11 protein-coding genes and 1 pseudogene are annotated in these 16,101 nt (G+C 68.3%); 2 read left to right on the top strand and 10 right to left on the bottom strand.

Annotated elements, in window-relative coordinates; translation table 11 throughout:
• The 3 genes from FGL25_RS13240 to FGL25_RS13230 all read right to left on the bottom strand — a co-directional run bounded on the left by FGL25_RS13240 (window position 1) and on the right by FGL25_RS13230 (window position 2,875).
• Complete coding sequence (locus FGL25_RS13240) at window positions 1-489, bottom strand: MerR family transcriptional regulator (protein WP_138141946.1); 489 nt, start codon at window positions 487-489, stop codon at window positions 1-3.
• 201 nt (window positions 490-690) lie between these two features.
• Entirely contained in the window at window positions 691-1,104 is a 414-nt protein-coding gene (locus FGL25_RS13235; RefSeq protein ID WP_138141945.1) for a DoxX family protein, read from the bottom strand.
• 262 nt (window positions 1,105-1,366) lie between these two features.
• The gene (locus FGL25_RS13230; protein ID WP_138141944.1) at window positions 1,367-2,875 is read right to left on the bottom strand and encodes a protein adenylyltransferase SelO family protein; all 1,509 of its coding nucleotides are present in this window, start codon (window positions 2,873-2,875) and stop codon (window positions 1,367-1,369) included.
• A gap of 222 nt (window positions 2,876-3,097) precedes the next feature.
• On the opposite strand from FGL25_RS13230, the gene nhaA reads away from it, so the two are divergent.
• Both nhaA and FGL25_RS13220 read left to right on the top strand, forming a co-directional pair.
• Entirely contained in the window at window positions 3,098-4,309 is a 1,212-nt protein-coding gene (gene nhaA, locus FGL25_RS13225; RefSeq protein WP_128719493.1) for a Na+/H+ antiporter NhaA, read from the top strand.
• Between the two features lie 231 nt (window positions 4,310-4,540).
• Window positions 4,541-7,135, top strand: a complete 2,595-nt coding sequence (locus FGL25_RS13220; RefSeq protein WP_138141943.1) for a TonB-dependent receptor — start codon at window positions 4,541-4,543, stop codon at window positions 7,133-7,135.
• Between the two features lie 286 nt (window positions 7,136-7,421).
• Here the strand turns inward: FGL25_RS13220 and FGL25_RS13215 are convergent.
• From FGL25_RS13215 to motA, 7 genes and pseudogenes are all read right to left on the bottom strand, one after another.
• Window positions 7,422-10,512 (bottom strand): annotated as a pseudogene (locus FGL25_RS13215) (efflux RND transporter permease subunit).
• A gap of 9 nt (window positions 10,513-10,521) precedes the next feature.
• Window positions 10,522-11,682, bottom strand: coding sequence for an efflux RND transporter periplasmic adaptor subunit (locus FGL25_RS13210; RefSeq protein WP_252970183.1), 1,161 nt, complete (start codon window positions 11,680-11,682; stop codon window positions 10,522-10,524).
• Between the two features lie 159 nt (window positions 11,683-11,841).
• The gene (locus FGL25_RS13205) at window positions 11,842-12,249 is read right to left on the bottom strand and encodes a DUF6491 family protein (protein WP_138141942.1); all 408 of its coding nucleotides are present in this window, start codon (window positions 12,247-12,249) and stop codon (window positions 11,842-11,844) included.
• A 46-nt stretch (window positions 12,250-12,295) separates the two neighbouring features.
• On the bottom strand, window positions 12,296-14,146 hold the full coding sequence (gene mnmC / locus FGL25_RS13200; RefSeq protein ID WP_138141941.1) for an FAD-dependent 5-carboxymethylaminomethyl-2-thiouridine(34) oxidoreductase MnmC: 1,851 nt from the start codon (window positions 14,144-14,146) through the stop codon (window positions 12,296-12,298).
• A 133-nt stretch (window positions 14,147-14,279) separates the two neighbouring features.
• The gene (locus FGL25_RS13195) at window positions 14,280-14,567 is read right to left on the bottom strand and encodes a hypothetical protein (protein ID WP_052747950.1); all 288 of its coding nucleotides are present in this window, start codon (window positions 14,565-14,567) and stop codon (window positions 14,280-14,282) included.
• A gap of 139 nt (window positions 14,568-14,706) precedes the next feature.
• Window positions 14,707-15,024 carry a hypothetical protein gene (locus FGL25_RS13190; RefSeq protein WP_003163894.1) on the bottom strand — a complete coding sequence of 106 codons (318 nt, stop codon included), beginning with the start codon at window positions 15,022-15,024 and terminating at the stop codon, window positions 14,707-14,709.
• 91 nt (window positions 15,025-15,115) lie between these two features.
• The gene (gene motA / locus FGL25_RS13185) at window positions 15,116-15,985 is read right to left on the bottom strand and encodes a flagellar motor stator protein MotA (protein ID WP_003163893.1); all 870 of its coding nucleotides are present in this window, start codon (window positions 15,983-15,985) and stop codon (window positions 15,116-15,118) included.
• Between the last annotated feature and the right edge of the window lie 116 nt (window positions 15,986-16,101).

Below are 16,101 nucleotides of genomic sequence, written 5' to 3'. Positions count from 1 at the left end.
TCACGCTCTCGCTTTGAAGGTCTGGAAGTGGTCGTCGGGGTCGTTGAGGCGTTCGCTCAGCAGGCTGGCGTAGGCCTCTGCGCCCGGCAGAAGATCGGGACGGTGTTCCGACAGCTTGGACTCCATCCAGGCGCAGGCGGCCTCGGCCGTCTCGATGGCGCCTTCGATGTCCTCGAGCTGCTGCTTCAGCGCCTGGATGCGGGCGCGATGGCGCGGCAGGGCGATGGCCATCTGATGGACGTTGTGGTCCTTCTGGTCATACAGATCCAGCATCTCCTGGATCTCGACCAGGGTGAAGCCGATGCGCCGTCCGCGCATGATCAGCTTCAGCCGGGCGCGGTCGCGCGGGCCGTAGACCCGCGTCTGCCCTTTGCGCGACGGCGTCAGCAGGCCCTTGTCTTCATAGAAGCGCAGCGCGCGCGCGGTCGCGCCGAACTCGCGGCACAGCTGCCGGATGGAATAGGTGCGATGTTCGTCAGCAATCGGCATGACGACTTCATAACTTGACGCGGACGTAAAGGGAAGCTTTTCGCGCGCCGGGCTACGAAGTTGTGAACGAGCGGGCGAGAGGGCGTCGGCGGACAAAAGAAAAGGCCGCGACCGGGGACGGGTCGCGGCCTCTGTATTTGCGGGCCCTCAGGGGGGGGGAGGGAGAAGCGGACCCGCAAAACCTTTAAGCGATGCGGCGGCTCAGCGGCGACGCAGCCACAGCACCGGCGCCGTGATGGCGATGAGGAAGACGTTGGTCAGGCTCAGGCCCAGGTCCAGGCCGAAGGCGTGCACGCCCAGGGCGATGCTCTCCAGGATCAGCAGGCCCGCCGCTGCGGTCAGAAGCAGGGGGCGGCCGAACCGCCACGAGACCAGCGGCGCCAGAACCATGGCGGCCAGGATGATCTCGGCGACGCCCAGACCGCGCACGAAGGCCTCGCCGGCCGCTGCGGGCCACTGCATCAGGACGATCAGATTCTCCATCGGTTCGGACAGCTTGGCGTAGCCGGCGGCGATGAAGAACATGGCGATCCAGCCCTGGAAGGTCCAAAGCGCGATGTTCAGGTAGTCGGCGCGGGCGCGCGCCTGATGATTGGTCAAGGTGGTCGTCGTCATGGCCGTAACCGTTAATTCGCAACAGACACAAGGTCAGTTGCAGGGTTCCGATTTGCAAGCGGCTGAAACAATCTGTGATCACGGTCGGAGAACGACGTGGCGACAGCAGGGCCGAAACCACAATTCCTCGTAACCCAGCCGGGATCATCCGCCTCTACGCCCGGGCGGATTTCGAGTCAACGCTCGATGACATCAATTGATGACTTAAGGGCGCGACTTCACAGTATTCGCTCATTCCCGCCTGCGCGGGGATGGCGAGGCGTCAAAGACGCCAGGCCGCCTTCGCCGTCTCCAGTCGGGCCAGCTTGGCCTGCAGCGGCGCCCAGTCGTCGGCCGCGTCGATGGCGCTCCACAGGGCTTCGACTTCGTCGATCAGCATCTCTTCCGGTTCGGCGGCGGCGAACATCGGATGCTCCAGCCGCTCGGGCCGGTCGGGCTCATGCTCCATCAGGGCGAAGCGGAAGGCGTCGAAGGTCTCGCCCTGATAGGTCTTGCCGCGCACCCCGCCCAGCGCCCGCGCCGCCGAGCTGAACCCGCCGAACCAGTCGAAGAAGATCGGCTCCCAGCGCAGGGCCTCCTTCTTCTCGCGCGCCAACGCCAGGGTCGCATCCAGCAGCCGCTGGTCCGCCGCCTCGCCTAGGCTCTGCACGCCCAGCCGGTTCAGGAAGGCCGTCCGCAGGTGGCGGATGTAGGCCGGGCCGAAGGCGTTCAGCGCCGCCGCCAGCGGTTCGGGTTCGGCGATCAGCTTCAGGCAGCCCGCCAGCTGGGTCAGGTTCCAGAACACCGCCTCGGGCTGGCGCGCGAAGGCGTAGAGGCCGTTCTGGTCGAAATAGGCGGCGGTGAAGCCCGGCTCATAGTGCGGCAGGAAGCGCCACGGGCCGTAGTCGAAGCTCTCGCCCGTGACGTTCAGATTGTCGGTGTTCAGCACCCCGTGGACGAAGCCCGCCGCGATCCACTTGGCCGTCAGCGCCGCCGAGGCCTCGACCACCGCCGCCAGAAAGCCCGCCGCGTCGCCCGGCGCGACCGCCGGATGATACAGGCTGCGGGCGTGCTCCATCAGCGTCTCGATCTGATCCTTGCGCCCATAGTATGCGGCGCGCTGGAACGTCCCGAACCGGATGTGGCTGTGCGACAGCCGCACCATGACGGCCGATCGTGTCGGCGACGGCTCGTCATGCCGCTCAAGGTCTTCGCCCGTCTCGATCAGCGACAGGATGCGGCACGTCGGCACGCCCAGGCTGTCCAGCATGGCCGCCGCCAGCGCCTCGCGCGCGCCGCCCTTCAGCGTCAGCCGCCCGTCCGCATGACGCGACCACGGCGTCTGGCCCGAGCCTTTGGTTCCAAGGTCGAGGAGGCGACCTGGAAGAGCGCTATCGCTCGCGACGCGGTCGCTCGCTGCTTGAGCGCCGCTTCCCTCGCGGAGGGAGGCTGCTTGAGGGAGGCTGACGTCCTTATCGCCTTGAGGGACTTCCCGCATCTGCGCCGCCAGGAAGCCGCGTCCGTCGCCGATGTCAGGGTTGTAAATGCGGAACTGATGGCCGTGATAGCGCATGGCCACGGGGGCGGGCTGGCCGGGCAGGGGCTCGAACCGGCCGAAATGGGCGATCCATTCGGCGTCGCTCAGCGTCTCCAGCCCGACCTGCGCCGCCGCGCGGTCGTTGCGCAGGCGCAGGATCGTCTGCGGGAAATCGGCCGCCTGCACGGGGTCGCCATAGTCGGCGCCCAGGTCGAAGAAGCGGGGTTCGGGGCGATAGGCGGGGGAGACGGGCATGGGCGGCAGATGCGCCTTCGCCGCGCATTTCGCAACTGCGAGCCCGATCTGGCCGATCAGGCTTGAACCTTCGTCGCCGATCCGTATTTTCTCCCGCAGACATCAGGTCTCGCGTGAACCGATCCCGAGGCCAGGCCGGCGCCGCCCTGCGCGCGAATCCGGTCCGGCGTCCGTCGATAACCTGACGCCACGACAGACCATCTCATTGTTTCGGAGACCTTCGTGGCCAGAAAATTCACGCTCGCCTTTCTCAAGACCGAGGCCGGTTCCGGGGCCGTCCTGGGCCTCGCCGCCGTCGCCGCCCTGATCGTCGCCAACTCGCCCCTGTCGGCCGACTATTTCGCCTGGCTCAAGAGCGTCCACACCGTCCAGATCGGCCCGCTGCGGCTCGAAGAGACGGTCTCCGACTGGATCAAGGAAGGTCTGATGGCGATCTTCTTCCTCGTCGTCGGCCTGGAGATCAAATACGAGATCCTCAAGGGCGAACTGAGCAATCCCAAGAAGTTGGCCCTGCCCATCCTGGCCGCCCTGGGCGGCATGGCGATTCCGGGCCTGGTCTACCTGGGCGTGGTCGGGGCGCTGGGCGGGCCGACGCAGGGGTGGCCCATTCCCCTGGCCACCGACATCGCCTTCGCCCTGGCCGTCTTCGCCGTGGTCGGGCGCAATCTGCCGTCCTCCCTGCGCGTCTTCCTCTTGACCCTGGCCATCGTCGACGACCTGGGCGCCATCGCCCTGATCGCCATTCTGTTCAGCCAGGGGGTGCAGTGGGTTCCGCTGCTGGCGGCGCTGGGCGTCATCGCCGTCTTCGCCGTCCTGGGGCGTCGCCGCATGGCGGCCGCCTTCTGGGTGCTGGGCTTCGGCGCCGTCTGGTACCTGACGGTGCAGTCGGGGCTGTCGACCTCCCTGACCGCCGTGGCCTTCGCCCTGATCGTGCCGGTCGACCCGCGTCGCGAGACCTCGCAGAGCCCGCTCAAGGACGCCATGCACGACCTGCACCCCTATGTGGCCTATCTGGTCCTGCCCCTGTTCGCCTTCGCCAAGGCGGGCGTCTCCTTCGCCGGCCTGTCGCTGGAGCAGGCCTTCGCCCCGCTGGTCATCGCCATCGCGCTGGGCCTCTTCATCGGCAAGCAGATCGGCGTCTTCGGCGTCGCCTGGCTGGCGGTGAAGCTGGGCCTGGGCGACAAGCCGTCGGGCGCGGGCTGGATGCAGCTTTACGGCGTCAGCCTGCTGTGCGGCATCGGTTTCACCATGAGCCTGTTCATCGGCGTCCTGGCCTTCCCCGGCGCGGTGGACTCGCCCGAGCAGATCGAGGTCAAGCTGGGCGTCATCGGCGGGTCGCTGCTGTCGGCCGTCATGGCGGCGACGATTCTGGCGCTCGCCGAGGCCGGGCGAAAGAAAAGACGCGATGCGAAATCAGTCGCTTCGGCTACCTGAACGACGATAACATTGACCTAACGTCAGTATATTTGTCTCTTTATCGCCACAGGTGAGGCGGGCTTGAGTGAAATTATCGTTCTCCAAGTGGCCTCTCCTTGTCGGTGACTCGACCATAGACTACCCCTTTTGAATGAGAATTCGCGTCGTTCAATGAGCGCGGGTCATCAGGGACAGGAATCGCGCACGGCCGCGAATGCGGTCGGGCCCATAGAGTCGGGGAGCCGCCTTATGCGTTTGAACCACATCCTCCGCTGCACCGCTTCGGTCGCCGTCGTCGGCGTCGCAGCCTTCGGTCTTGTCGGCGCCGCCGCCGCTCAGGACGGACCGACCACGGTCGACGACATCATCGTTACCGCCCAGAAGCGCGAACAGAGTCTGCAGGACGTGCCGATCGTGGTGACGACCCTGTCGCAGGAGGCGCTGGACGGCGCCGGGGTCCGCGACATCAAGGATCTGCAGATCCTGACGCCGGGCATGACCGTCACCTCGACCCAGTCGGAAACCGCCACCACCGCCCGCATCCGCGGCGTCGGCACCGTCGGCGACAACCCCGGCCTGGAGAGCTCGGTCGGCGTGGTCATCGACGGCGTCTACCGCTCGCGCAACGGCGTCGGCTTCGGCGATCTGGGCGAGCTGAGCCGCATCGAGGTGCTGAAGGGGCCGCAGGGCACCCTGTTCGGCAAGAACACCTCGGCCGGCGTCATCAACATCATCACCGAGGCGCCGTCCTTCACGCCGGGCTTCAGCGCCGAGGCCACCTACGGCAACTTCAACGCCTGGGGCCTGGCCGGGTCGATCACCGGCCCGATCACCGATCAGATCGCCGGCCGCCTCTATGTGGCCAAGCGTCAGCGTGACGGCTTCTACGACGTCGTCACCGGCCCCGGCCCGCGTCAGGAGCAGGACGACCAGAACCAGGACTTCTGGACCGCGCGCGGCCAACTGCTGATCCTGCCTTCGGACGACGTGTCGATCCGCCTGATCGCCGACTACTCCAAGCGCGACGAATACTGCTGCGTCTCGACCCAGGTCCGCACCGGCCCGACCTACGGCATCATCACGGCCATCGGCGGCCAGCAGACGCCGCCCGCGCCGGGCTTCGGCAAGCTGCCTTTCTCGCGCAAGGCCTACGCCAACCGCGGCACCGGGCAGGAAATGGAGGACATGGGCCTCTCCGCCGAGGCCAACATCGACATCCCGTCGTGGAACGCCACCTTCACCTCGCTCAGCTCCTGGCGGAACTGGTCGGGCGTCAACGGCATGGACCTCGACTACACCACCGCCGACCTGCTCTATCGCGTGGACGACGGCGGCTACGGCTTCGAGCTGGAGAACCTGACCCAGGAGTTCCGCCTGGCGGGCGCCACCGACCGCCTGGACTGGCTGGTCGGCGCCTTCCTCACGCGCGAAAGCATCGCCCGTGAAGACAGCTATTGGTACGGCGCGGGCTACACCCCCTATATGTCGCTGCTGCTGGGGTCGCGGCTGAACCTGACCAATCCGGCCGCCGTGAACTGCGTGACCGGGGCTGGCGCCACGCCGATGGGCATCGTCGGTTGCCTGACCGGGGCGACCGCTCCGACCGGGCCGGGCTTCGGCGTCGGACAGGGCGTGAAGGACCACTACAGCCAGCGCACCGAATCCATCGCCTTCTTCACCAACAACACGGTGAAGCTGACCGACAAGTTCGACGTCACCCTGGGTCTGCGTTACTCGAACGACCACAAGCGTTTGATCGGCGTTCAGGACAATGTGGGCACGAACGGCGCGGCTTGCGGCGGCGCCCTGGGCAACGCCGGCGCCATCGGCGGCGCCATCGGCATCGCGAACCCCACGCTGACGCCCGCCCAGATCCAGGCCCTGGCCTCGACCCTGGTCGGCACCATCTGCCTGCCCTGGGCCAACCCCCAGTTCGACAATCGCCGCATTTCGGAATCGAACAACGGCGGCGAGTTCTCGGGTACGATCAAGGGTAGCTATCGCTTCAACGACAGCGTCATGGGCTACGCCTCCTACGCCCACGGCTACAAGTCGTTCGGCTACAACATGGATCGGGTGCAGGCGGGCGTGACGCCGACCTCGTCGCTCTACTTCCCGTCCGAGACGGTCAACAGCTATGAAATCGGGCTGAAGAACACCCTGTTCAACCGCTCGGTGCTGCTGAACCTCACCTACTTCAATCAGAAGTTCGAGGACTTCCAGCTCAACACCTTCCTGGGCACGGCCTTCGTGGTCGAGTCCATCCCCGAGGTCACGACCGAGGGCGTCGACGCCGACTTCGTCTGGTTCACCCCGGTCGAGGGCCTGTCCTTCTCGGGCGGCGTGACCTACGCGGACACCAAATATGGGAACTTCGTCGCTTCGGACCTGACCAACCCGGCCAACTTCCCGCAGCTGTCCCTGCTGCCGGGCGCCCGCGCCTCGTTCGCGCCGGAATGGTCGGCGACGGCCTCCGTGGCCTTCGACCGTTCGATCGGCGCGGGGCTGAAGCTGGGTATGAACCTGTCGGCAAAATACTCGACCGAGTTCAACACCGGCTCCGACCTGCTGCCCTACAAGATGCAGGACGCCATGACCCTGCTGAACGGCCGCATCACCCTGGGCGCGGAAGACGAGAACTGGGCGCTGGATATCTGGGGCCAGAACCTGACGGACGAAGAGTATATGCAGGTGGCCATCAACGCCCCGCTGCAGGGCTCGGCCTTCCAGACCACGGTCCAGCCGAACGGCACCTACTATAACCCGGCCGGCGACACCCAGACCTACAACGCCTTCATGGGCCAGCCGCGCACCTACGGCATGACCCTGCGCGTCCGCTACTGATCCAGCAGGGCGTCTGAGAGTCTGAGGGCGGGGCGGAGCAATCCGGCCCGCCCTTTGCTTTTGGCGGGACCGCGTGGGACGGAGGGCCCAATCCCGCTCACCCCGGCGGACGCCGGGGGCCAGTGTTTTGGCCTCAGAACGTCTCCATAATCAGGCAGGGTCGGCGACGGTCTGACGGGATCCCGGCGTCCGCTGGATGAGCGGCTATCGAACGCGACCCCCATACGAAAAAGCCCCCGGCCGCATGACCGGGGGCTTTTCCTCATTCAACCGCAGGGCGGCCGCCTCACTCCGCCGGGGTGTGGTTTTCCCCCGCCAGTCTCCGCTGCCCGGCGAACATCCGGTTCAGCATGCGCCGCCCGAAGCCGGCGATGTCGTCGATGATGGTGAACACCGCCGGGATGTAGAGCAGCGACAGGAAGGTCGAGGAAATCAACCCCCCGACCACGGCCACGGCCATGGGCGAGCGGAACTCCACGTCGGCGCCCCAGCCGATGGCGATGGGCACCATGCCCGCCCCCATGGCGAAGGTGGTCATCAGGATCGGCCGCGCCCGCTTGTGGGCGGCGTCCATGATGGCGGCGAAACGGCTCAACCCGCTCTTCTCGGCCATGATGATGTAGTCGACCAGCAGGATGGAGTTCTTGGCCGCGATCCCCATCAGCATCAGCACCCCGATCAGGGCCGACATGGAGAAGCTCTTGCCCGCGATCACCAGGGCGATGAAGGCGCCCCCGATGGCCAGGGGCAGGGCCGCCATGATGGTGACCGGGTAGGCGAAGCTTTTGAACAGCAGGGTCAGCACGGCGTACATCAGCAGAATGCCCGACAGGAAGGCGATGCCGAAGCCCACCAGCATCTCCTGGATGAACTCGGCGTCCCCGGCGGGCACCTGACGCACGCCCGTCGGCAGGTTCTTCACCGAGGGCAGCTTGTTGACCGCCTGGCCCGCCGCGCCGGTGGTGATGCCGTCCAGCTCGGCCGAGATGGAGGCGATGCGCGAGCGGTCCTGACGGCTGACCGTGGCCGGACCGGCGCCGAACTCGATGTCGGCCACGGCGCTCAGCGGCACGGCGGCCCCTGAGGCGGTCGGCACGCGCAGCGTCTCCAGCACGTTCAGATCCTCGCGCGCGGCCTCAGTCAGCTGCAGGCGAATGGGGATCTGCCGGTCGCCCAGATTGTACTTCGGCAGGTTCTGGTCGATGTCGCCGATGGTGGCGACGCGCACGGCCTGGGAGATGGCCCCCGCCGAGACGCCCAGCAGCGCCGCCTCATCCGGGCGCGGCGTGACCAGGATTTCCGGCCGGGCGATGGCGGCGGTGTTGACGATATTGGCCAGGCCCGGCACCCCGCGCATCTCTTCCTCGACCTTGCGGGCCGCGGCTTCCAGCACGACGGGATCGTCGCCCAGGATGGAGAAGGTGTAGCTGGTGCCGTCGCCCGGTCCGCCGCCCTGCTGGGCGATGCCGGCGCGGATGCGGGCGCCGGGGATCTGCTTCATCTCATCGACCATGACGCGGGCGAAGGCCTGTTGGCTCAGCTCGCGCTTACCCTTGGGCACCATGTCGGCGTAGACATTGGCCTGGTTCACCGACTGCCCGCCGATGGCGGCGTAGACCGAGGTGACCTCGGGCCGGGCGTTCAGCTTCTGCGTCACCTGCTGCACCACGACATCGGTCTGATGCAGGGTGGAGCCGGGCGGCAGTTCGATCTGGAAGGCCGCACGGCCCTCGTCGGCGGGCGACATGAACTCGAACGACATCTTGGCCGCGATCGACAGGCCGATGGAGCCGAACAGGAAGGCGCCGCCCATGATGAAGACGATCCAGCGGTGGCGCAGGCACCACTTCAGCGAGCGCAGATAGCCCCCCATCCAGAAGGGATCCTTGTCCTCATGGTGGGTGTGCTTGAGCATGTAGGCCGCCATCAGCGGCGTCAGCAGACGCGCCACCACCAGAGAGAAGAAGACGCTGATGCAGGCGGCCAGGGCGAAGGCCTTGAAGAACTGGCCGATGATGCCGGGCATGAAGCCCACGGGCGCGAACACGGCGATGATGGTGCCGGTCGTCGCCACGACGGCCAGGCCGATCTCGTCGGCGGCCTCGAAGGCGGCGTCATAGGGCGGCTTGCCGTCGCGCATGTGGCGGACGATGTTCTCGATCTCCACGATGGCGTCGTCGACCAGGATGCCGATCGTCAGCGACAGGGCCAGCAGCGTCACCACGTTCAGCGACTGGTCCATCGGCCCCAGGATGGCGAAGGTTGGGATCAGCGACATCGGCATGGCCGTCGCCGCGATCAGGGTCGCCCGCCAGTCGCGCAGGAAGATCCACACCACGATGACCGCCAGAACCGCGCCCAGGATCAACGCCTCCAGCGAGGCGAGGTAGGATTCCTCAATGTACTTCACGCTCGAGGTGACCTGTTCGATGGTCAGTTCGGGATGGGCCTCGTCGATCTTCTCGACCTCGGCGCGGACCTTTTCCGAGACCTTGACCTCGCTGGCCTCGCGCGAGCGCAGGAAGTTGAAGGTCACGGCCTCCTGGCCGTTGTAGCGAGCCAGGCGGCGCGGTTCGCTCCACTTGTCGACCACCGCGCCCAGGTCGCCCAGGCGCACGTTCTTGCCGTCGCCGACAGGCACCAGGGTCTCGCGCAACTGCTCGACCGAACCGGCGGCGCCCAGGGTGCGCACGGCGCGTTCGGACCCGGCGATGGTGACGCGCCCGCCCGGCAGGTTGTTGTTGACGTTGGTCAGGGCCTGGCTGACCTGGGCCGCCGTCACGCCGTAGGCGCTGAGCCGCTGCGGATCCAGTTCGACGCGGATCTCGCGGTCCACTCCGCCGGAGCGGTTGACCTCGCCGACGCCGCCCAGCGCCAGCAGGGCGCGGCTCATCTCATTGTCGATGAACCAGCTGATCTGTTCGGGGCGTCATCGTTTCCGAGCGCACGACATAGGTGATCAGGGCGTCGCCGGTGATGTCGATGCGTTGGACCGTCGGCTCCTGCATGTCCTGGGGCAGGCTGGCGCGCACCCCGCTCATGGCGTTGCGGACGTCGTTGGTGGCGCGCTCGGTGTCGGTGCCCAGTTCGAACTCGATGGTGGTCGAGGACACCCCGTCCGAAACGTTGGAATAGATGTGGCGCACGCCGGACAGGCCGGCGATCGAATCCTCGATCACGCGCGTGACCTGCACCTCCATCTCGGTCGGGGCGGCGCCGGGGCGCGCGGCCGTGACCGCGACCAGGGGGAAGTCGATGTCGGGGTTGTTGTTGATCCGCATCCCGGCGAAGCCGGTCACGCCGCCCAGCGTCAGCAGCAGGAACAGCAGGATGATGGGGATGGGGTTCTTGATCGCCCAGGCGGAAAGCTGATTCATGGCCGGGCCTTATTTCTTGGCGGGCGCTTGGGCGGCGGGGGCGGCGGCCGGAGCCGCTGCGGGCGCAGCGGCGCGCGGCGCGGCCACTGTCACCTTGTCGCCGTCGTTCAGGAAGCCGGCGCCGGCCACCACGACGCGGACGCCCGCGTTCAGCCCCTCGACCGAGGTCTGGTCGTCACGCCGCGACAGCACCGTCACCGGCACGAAGCGCACCGAGGAGTCGGCGTTCAGCACGAACACCCCTGACTTGTTGCTGCGGTAAAGGACCGCGTCCGTCGGCACCACGGTCGCCGGTCGGGCGCCCGCCTCGATGGCGGCGCGGGCGAACATGCCGGGTTTCAGCGCGCTGCCGGGCGCCAGGCTGATGCGCGCCAGGCCGAGGCGGGTCTGCGGATCGACTTCGGGCGTCACGATGCGGACCGTGCCGGTGGTCGAACCGGCCTGGCTGGAGGTGACGGCCGCGCTCTGACCGGCCTGGATCAACGGCAATTCGGTCTCCGGCACCTGGGCGTCCAGCTCTAGACGGCCGTCGCGCACCATGCGGAACAGTTCGGTTCCGGCGCTGATGATCTGGCCCTTGGTGACGCTGCGGCTGATGATCAGGCCGCTGACCGGCGCGCGGATGGTGGCCTGGGACAGGCGAGTCTGGGTCTCGGCCAGGGCGGCCTGGGCCGAGGCCAGATTGGCCGCCGAGGCCCGCTGATTGGCCAGGGCCGTGTCCAGCGACGCCTGGCTCAGGAAGCCGCGCGTCTTTAGCTCCTGCGCACGGCCCAGGGCGGCGTCGTCGCGGGCGACGTTGGCCTCGGCCGTCTGCACCGCCGCCTGCTGCTGGCGCACCTGGGCGCGTAGCAGGACGTCGTTCATCTGCACCAGCGGCTGGCCCTGACGGACATAGGAGCCTTCGTCGACATAGAGGGTCGTCGCCGTCAGTCCGCCGGTTTCGGCGCCGACCGGCACCTCTTCCCAGGCCGAGACGGTGCCCGAGGCGACCACGGTGCGAGGCAGGGCGACCGAGGTCGCCGTCGTCGCGCTGACGGTCTGGCGCGAGGCGCCGTCCTTCTTGTCCTTTTCGTCCCCGTGTCCGCCGCAGGCGGCCAGGGTCAGACTTGAAGCCAAGGCGAGAGCCAGGCTGACGTTCAGCCGGGCCGGAAAGCGTCGAGAGATCGCCACGTGCGGATATCCTGGGAGGTTGAGCGTACAGTCAGGCGCGCGCCAACCTTCTGTCCGGCGTCGCGGGCATAGCAACGCTGTTTACCCGTTCGGCGATCCGCGCTCAAACGACTCATCCGCAATTACTGCGATGTAATCTGCAACCGACGCGAGCGTGGTTCAGGGCCGGTCGCGTTCGGGCAGGGCGGCGACCTCAGCGTCGGTCAGGGCGCCGGCCATGCGCACGCTGCACGGCATGGCCGAAGGCGAGCCGCCCGCGACTAGGCGGGTGTAGTCGCCGGTGCAAAGGCTGCTGGTTCCTCCCATCGGCGCGAAGCCGATGGCCAGGGCGTCGCGCAACTCGGGGCAGGATCCCGCCACATCAAGCCGATAGATCGTCTTGTCCAGTTCGCGCACATAGACCTTCCGCCCGTCCGCCGAGACGCGGAAGCTGCGCACATCCCTCTGGAAGAAGCATTTGCGTGCGTTTGCGGCGGCGGTCGTCGTTCCGTCTGCGGGCTTTGACACAGGCGCGCAGGCCGTCAGGGCGAACACAGCGGCTGCGGTATAGGCGAGGCGGACGAACATGGCGTGCTCCATGAAATTTCGAGCCCAGGCGGCGGCTCGCCCTGGCTCAGATAGCGCCTGAAGATGAACCTTTGCGGTCAATGTCCGACGGCGCCGTCGGTTGCGGCTGATGGCGGCGCGGGTTCAGCCGCCGTATCGCCTCGACGGGCAGGGGCGAAGGGCGTCCCATGATCAGCGCCGCCAGATGCTCGCCCAGCAGCGGGGCGACGCAGAAGCCGCGCGAGCCCAGCCCCGTCAGGACATACAGGCCCGTTTCGCCCCAGGCGCCGCACAGCGGCAGGCGGTCGGGCGTCGTGGCCCGCACGGCGACCCGGCGGCCGCGCGCCTCGGCGGGGGTCTGGTCCACGGCCTCGGCGAGGGCGGGCAGGGCGGCGGCCAGGGTCGCCTGGTTGCGGGCGCTGGCCGCATCGGAGGCCTCGGGCGTCTTCACGCCCCGGTCGTGGGTGGCGCCGTACAGCATCCCGTTTCCGGTCGGCGCGGCGTAGCCGCCCCAGGCGACGGGCAGAGGGGGCGGCGTCCCTTCGATCCAGTCCGCCTGTCCCGCCACCGGCGACAACGGCAGGTCGGGCATGAGCCGCGCCGATCCCCAGCCCGCCGCCAGCATCACGGCGTCCGCCTCGACCAGCACGTCGCCGTCCTCGCCCTTCACGCGCCAGCCGTCTGTCGTCGCCTCCAGCGCGGCCGCGCGTCCCGCCGCCCGTTCGGCGCCCGCCAGCCACGGCTCCAGTATGGCGCTGGAGCGCGTCGCCAGGGCCTGGCCCATCATCAGACCGCCGCGCGTCGTGGGTTCGCCCAGGCGCTCGGCGCAGGCGGCGGGGGCCAGCCGCTGCATGGCGCCCTCGGGCCACAGGGGCTGGACCGCGATCTTGTCGAAGCGGGCGGCGTCGCGCGGCGCCTGCTCCAGTTGCAGCACCCCTTCGGCGACGACGGCGCCGGGCAGGGCGCGGTACAGGCTTCCCGCTCGCTCCAGCGCTTGAGCGTGGAACCCGGCGATGAAGGCGTCGCCGGCATCCAGCCTCGGCGTGACCAGCGACGCGGGAAAGCCCGAGGCCCCCGCGCCCGCCCGCTCGGCCTCGACGACCGTGACGCGCGCGCCCTCGGCGATCAGGGCGCGGGCGACGGCGGCCCCGGCGATCCCGGCGCCGATCACGGCGACATGGCGGGGGCGCTCCGTCGGCGCCTCGCCCGCCATGCGCGCCTCCAGCCGTTCGCGCTTCCTGCCGTGGCCGGGCTTCTTCTCGACGGTGAAGCCGTACTCGGCCAGGCCGCGCCGCACGGCTCCGGCGACGGTGAAGGTGGCCAGCCGCGCGCCGGGGCTGGAGCGCGCCGCTACGAGGGCCAGAATCTCGGGCGACCACATGCTGGGGTTCAGCGCGGGCGAGAACCCGTCCAGGAACCAGGCGTCGGCCGCTCCCGACCATTGGTCCAGCGCCCAACGGGCGTCGCCGACGGCCAGGTCGATCGTCGCCCCCCACTGCGGCAGGTCCAGCCGATGAAAGCCGGGCGTCCCGGCGGGCCAGGCGTTCAGCACCCCGGCGGCCGTCTCGGCCAGCTCGGGCCAGGCGGCCAGGGCGCGCGCGGCCTCATCGCGCGTCAGCGGGAAACCTTCGATGGAGAAGACCTTAAGCCGCGCCCCGTCCGCGCGCGTGCGCCGCCACAGGTCCAGCAGGGCGACGATGTTCAGCCCGGTGCCGAAGCCCAGCTCGCCGACGGTGAAGGCGGATCGCCCGGACCAGGCCTCGGGCAGGCCGCAGCCCTGCAGGAAGACCGCTCGGGTCTCGGCCAGGCCGTCGTCCTTGGAGAAATAGACATCGCCGAATCGCCCGGAACGGGGCGAGCCGTCGTCGGCCCACAGCAGTTGGGGCGAGGCGTCGTCGGAGGGCGGTGCGGCGGTCATGGCGGGGGTCTATCGGGCCGCGCCGCCGGACGAAAGCCGCCCTGCCTGGAAAGCGGGCATGAAAAAGGGGCCGTCCGTGAGGACGACCCCTTTCCGCATCGCGATCCGAAGACCGCGATCCAAGACGCAAGTCTTAGTGAGCGGCAGCCGGAGCAGCCGGAGCAGCGGCCGGAGCGGCAGCGGCGTCAGCGGCCGGAGCAGCAGCGGCGTCGGCAGCCTTGGTGGCTTCGCCGGCAGCTTCGCCAGCGGCGGCGGCGGCGTCGGTGGCGGCGGCGTCAGCCGTAGCAGCGGCGTCGGCAGCGGTGTCGGCGGCGGCGGTGGCGTCGGCGGCGGCGTCTTCAGCCTTGTCCGTGGCGGCCGGTTGGCAAGCAGCCAGGGCCAGAGCGGCGGCCGAAGCGGCGATCAGAGCGGTGATGCGCATAGGTTTCTTCCTTCAGAAGGTAAAAGCGAGACCATGAACCTCGCTGAGGAAGTGATAACGGCTTCGTGAGCGGGAGTGCAAGCGATTTCTCACGCGTTCGTGAAGACAACTTGAGGCAGGCCGGATTCAGCCCTGAAATTCAAGGGTTGTCCGGGGGAACGGGACGCGGCGCCGTCGGGTCCATGGGGTCGGGCGGAGTCGGCTCGTTCGGATCGGGCGGCAGGGTCGGGGGCGTGGGGACGGGGATCGCGTCGCCTGGCGGCGGGGTCGCCGTTCCCGTCGAATCGGGCGCAGGCGCGGGACTGACCGGAGGCGCGGCGGCCGCGGGCGCGGGGTCGGCCAGGGGGGCGGGTCGTTCGGGCGCCCGCTCGTTGCAGGCGGCGGTCAGCATCAGAATCGACAGGCCGCCGAGCGCGGCTGCGAAATGAGCGGGACGGCGGGTGAGACGCACAGGCATGGGACAGCTCCAGGCGTAGGGCCGCGCACGCGGCCGTGATCCTGAGAGAACCGTCGTGAACGCTCCGTGTTCCGAAGATCGCCGAAGGGCGTCAGGCGTCCATCGGCGCGGCGGCCAGGGCTTCTTCCATTTCGGTGAAGGACGGCTGCGCGGTCGAGGGGATGTCGCCGCGGCCGATCTCGACCGAGATCTGGGCCGCGTTGCCGTGCAGGTGGGCCACCAGCACCGACTGGATGATCTTGTAGTAGGCGCCTTCCTCTTCGACGATGGCGTTGAGGCGCGAGGCGAACGGCCCGACCAGACCATAGGCCAGGAAGACGCCCAGGAAGGTGCCGACCAGGGCGCCGCCGATCATGCCGCCCAGCACTTCCGGCGGCTCAGTGATCGAACCCATGGTCTTGATGATGCCCAGCACGGCGGCGACGATGCCCAGGGCGGGCAGGCCGTCGGCCAGGGTCTGAAGCGCGTGCGCCGGGGCCAGGGCCTCGTGGTGGTGCTTCTCCAGCTGCTTCTCCATGGCGTCCTCGATCTGGTGCGGATCCTCGAGGTTCATGGTCATCATCCGCAGGGTGTCGCAGATGAAGTCGGTGGCGAAGTGGTCCTTCAGCACCTTGGGATATTTCTGGAAGATGGCGCTTTCGGCCGGCTTTTCGATGTGGCTTTCCAGGGCGATCACGCCCTTGGACTTCATCGTCTTGGTCAGCTGGAACAGCAGGCTGAGCAGATCCTTGTAGTCCTGCTTCTTCCACTTCGGCCCGGCGAAGCACTTGCCCAGGCCGCCCAGGGTGGCCTTGATCACCGGCAGGCTGTTGGAGATCAGGAAGGCCGCGATGCCCGCTCCGAAGATGGCCATGAGCTCATAGGGCAGCGAATAGAGGATCGTCGCCATCTTGCCGCCGTGCAGCAGGAAGCTGCCGAACACCATGGCGAACAGCATGACGATGCCGATGATCTGGAACATGAGGCGAGCAGGCGTCCTGGAGCCGAAGGGTCAGGACGCCGTTATCGGCGTTAATGCTTAAGGCCGCGTTTCGCGAATCCCGGTTCGGGACGAAAACGCACCAAGACCCTCTCCCA

The sequence above is a fragment of the Brevundimonas vancanneytii genome (assembly GCF_901421975.1).
Classification (GTDB): domain Bacteria; phylum Pseudomonadota; class Alphaproteobacteria; order Caulobacterales; family Caulobacteraceae; genus Brevundimonas; species Brevundimonas diminuta.
The sequence above is the reverse complement of the archived record's forward strand: the minus strand, read 5'-3'. Positions and strand labels throughout refer to the sequence as shown.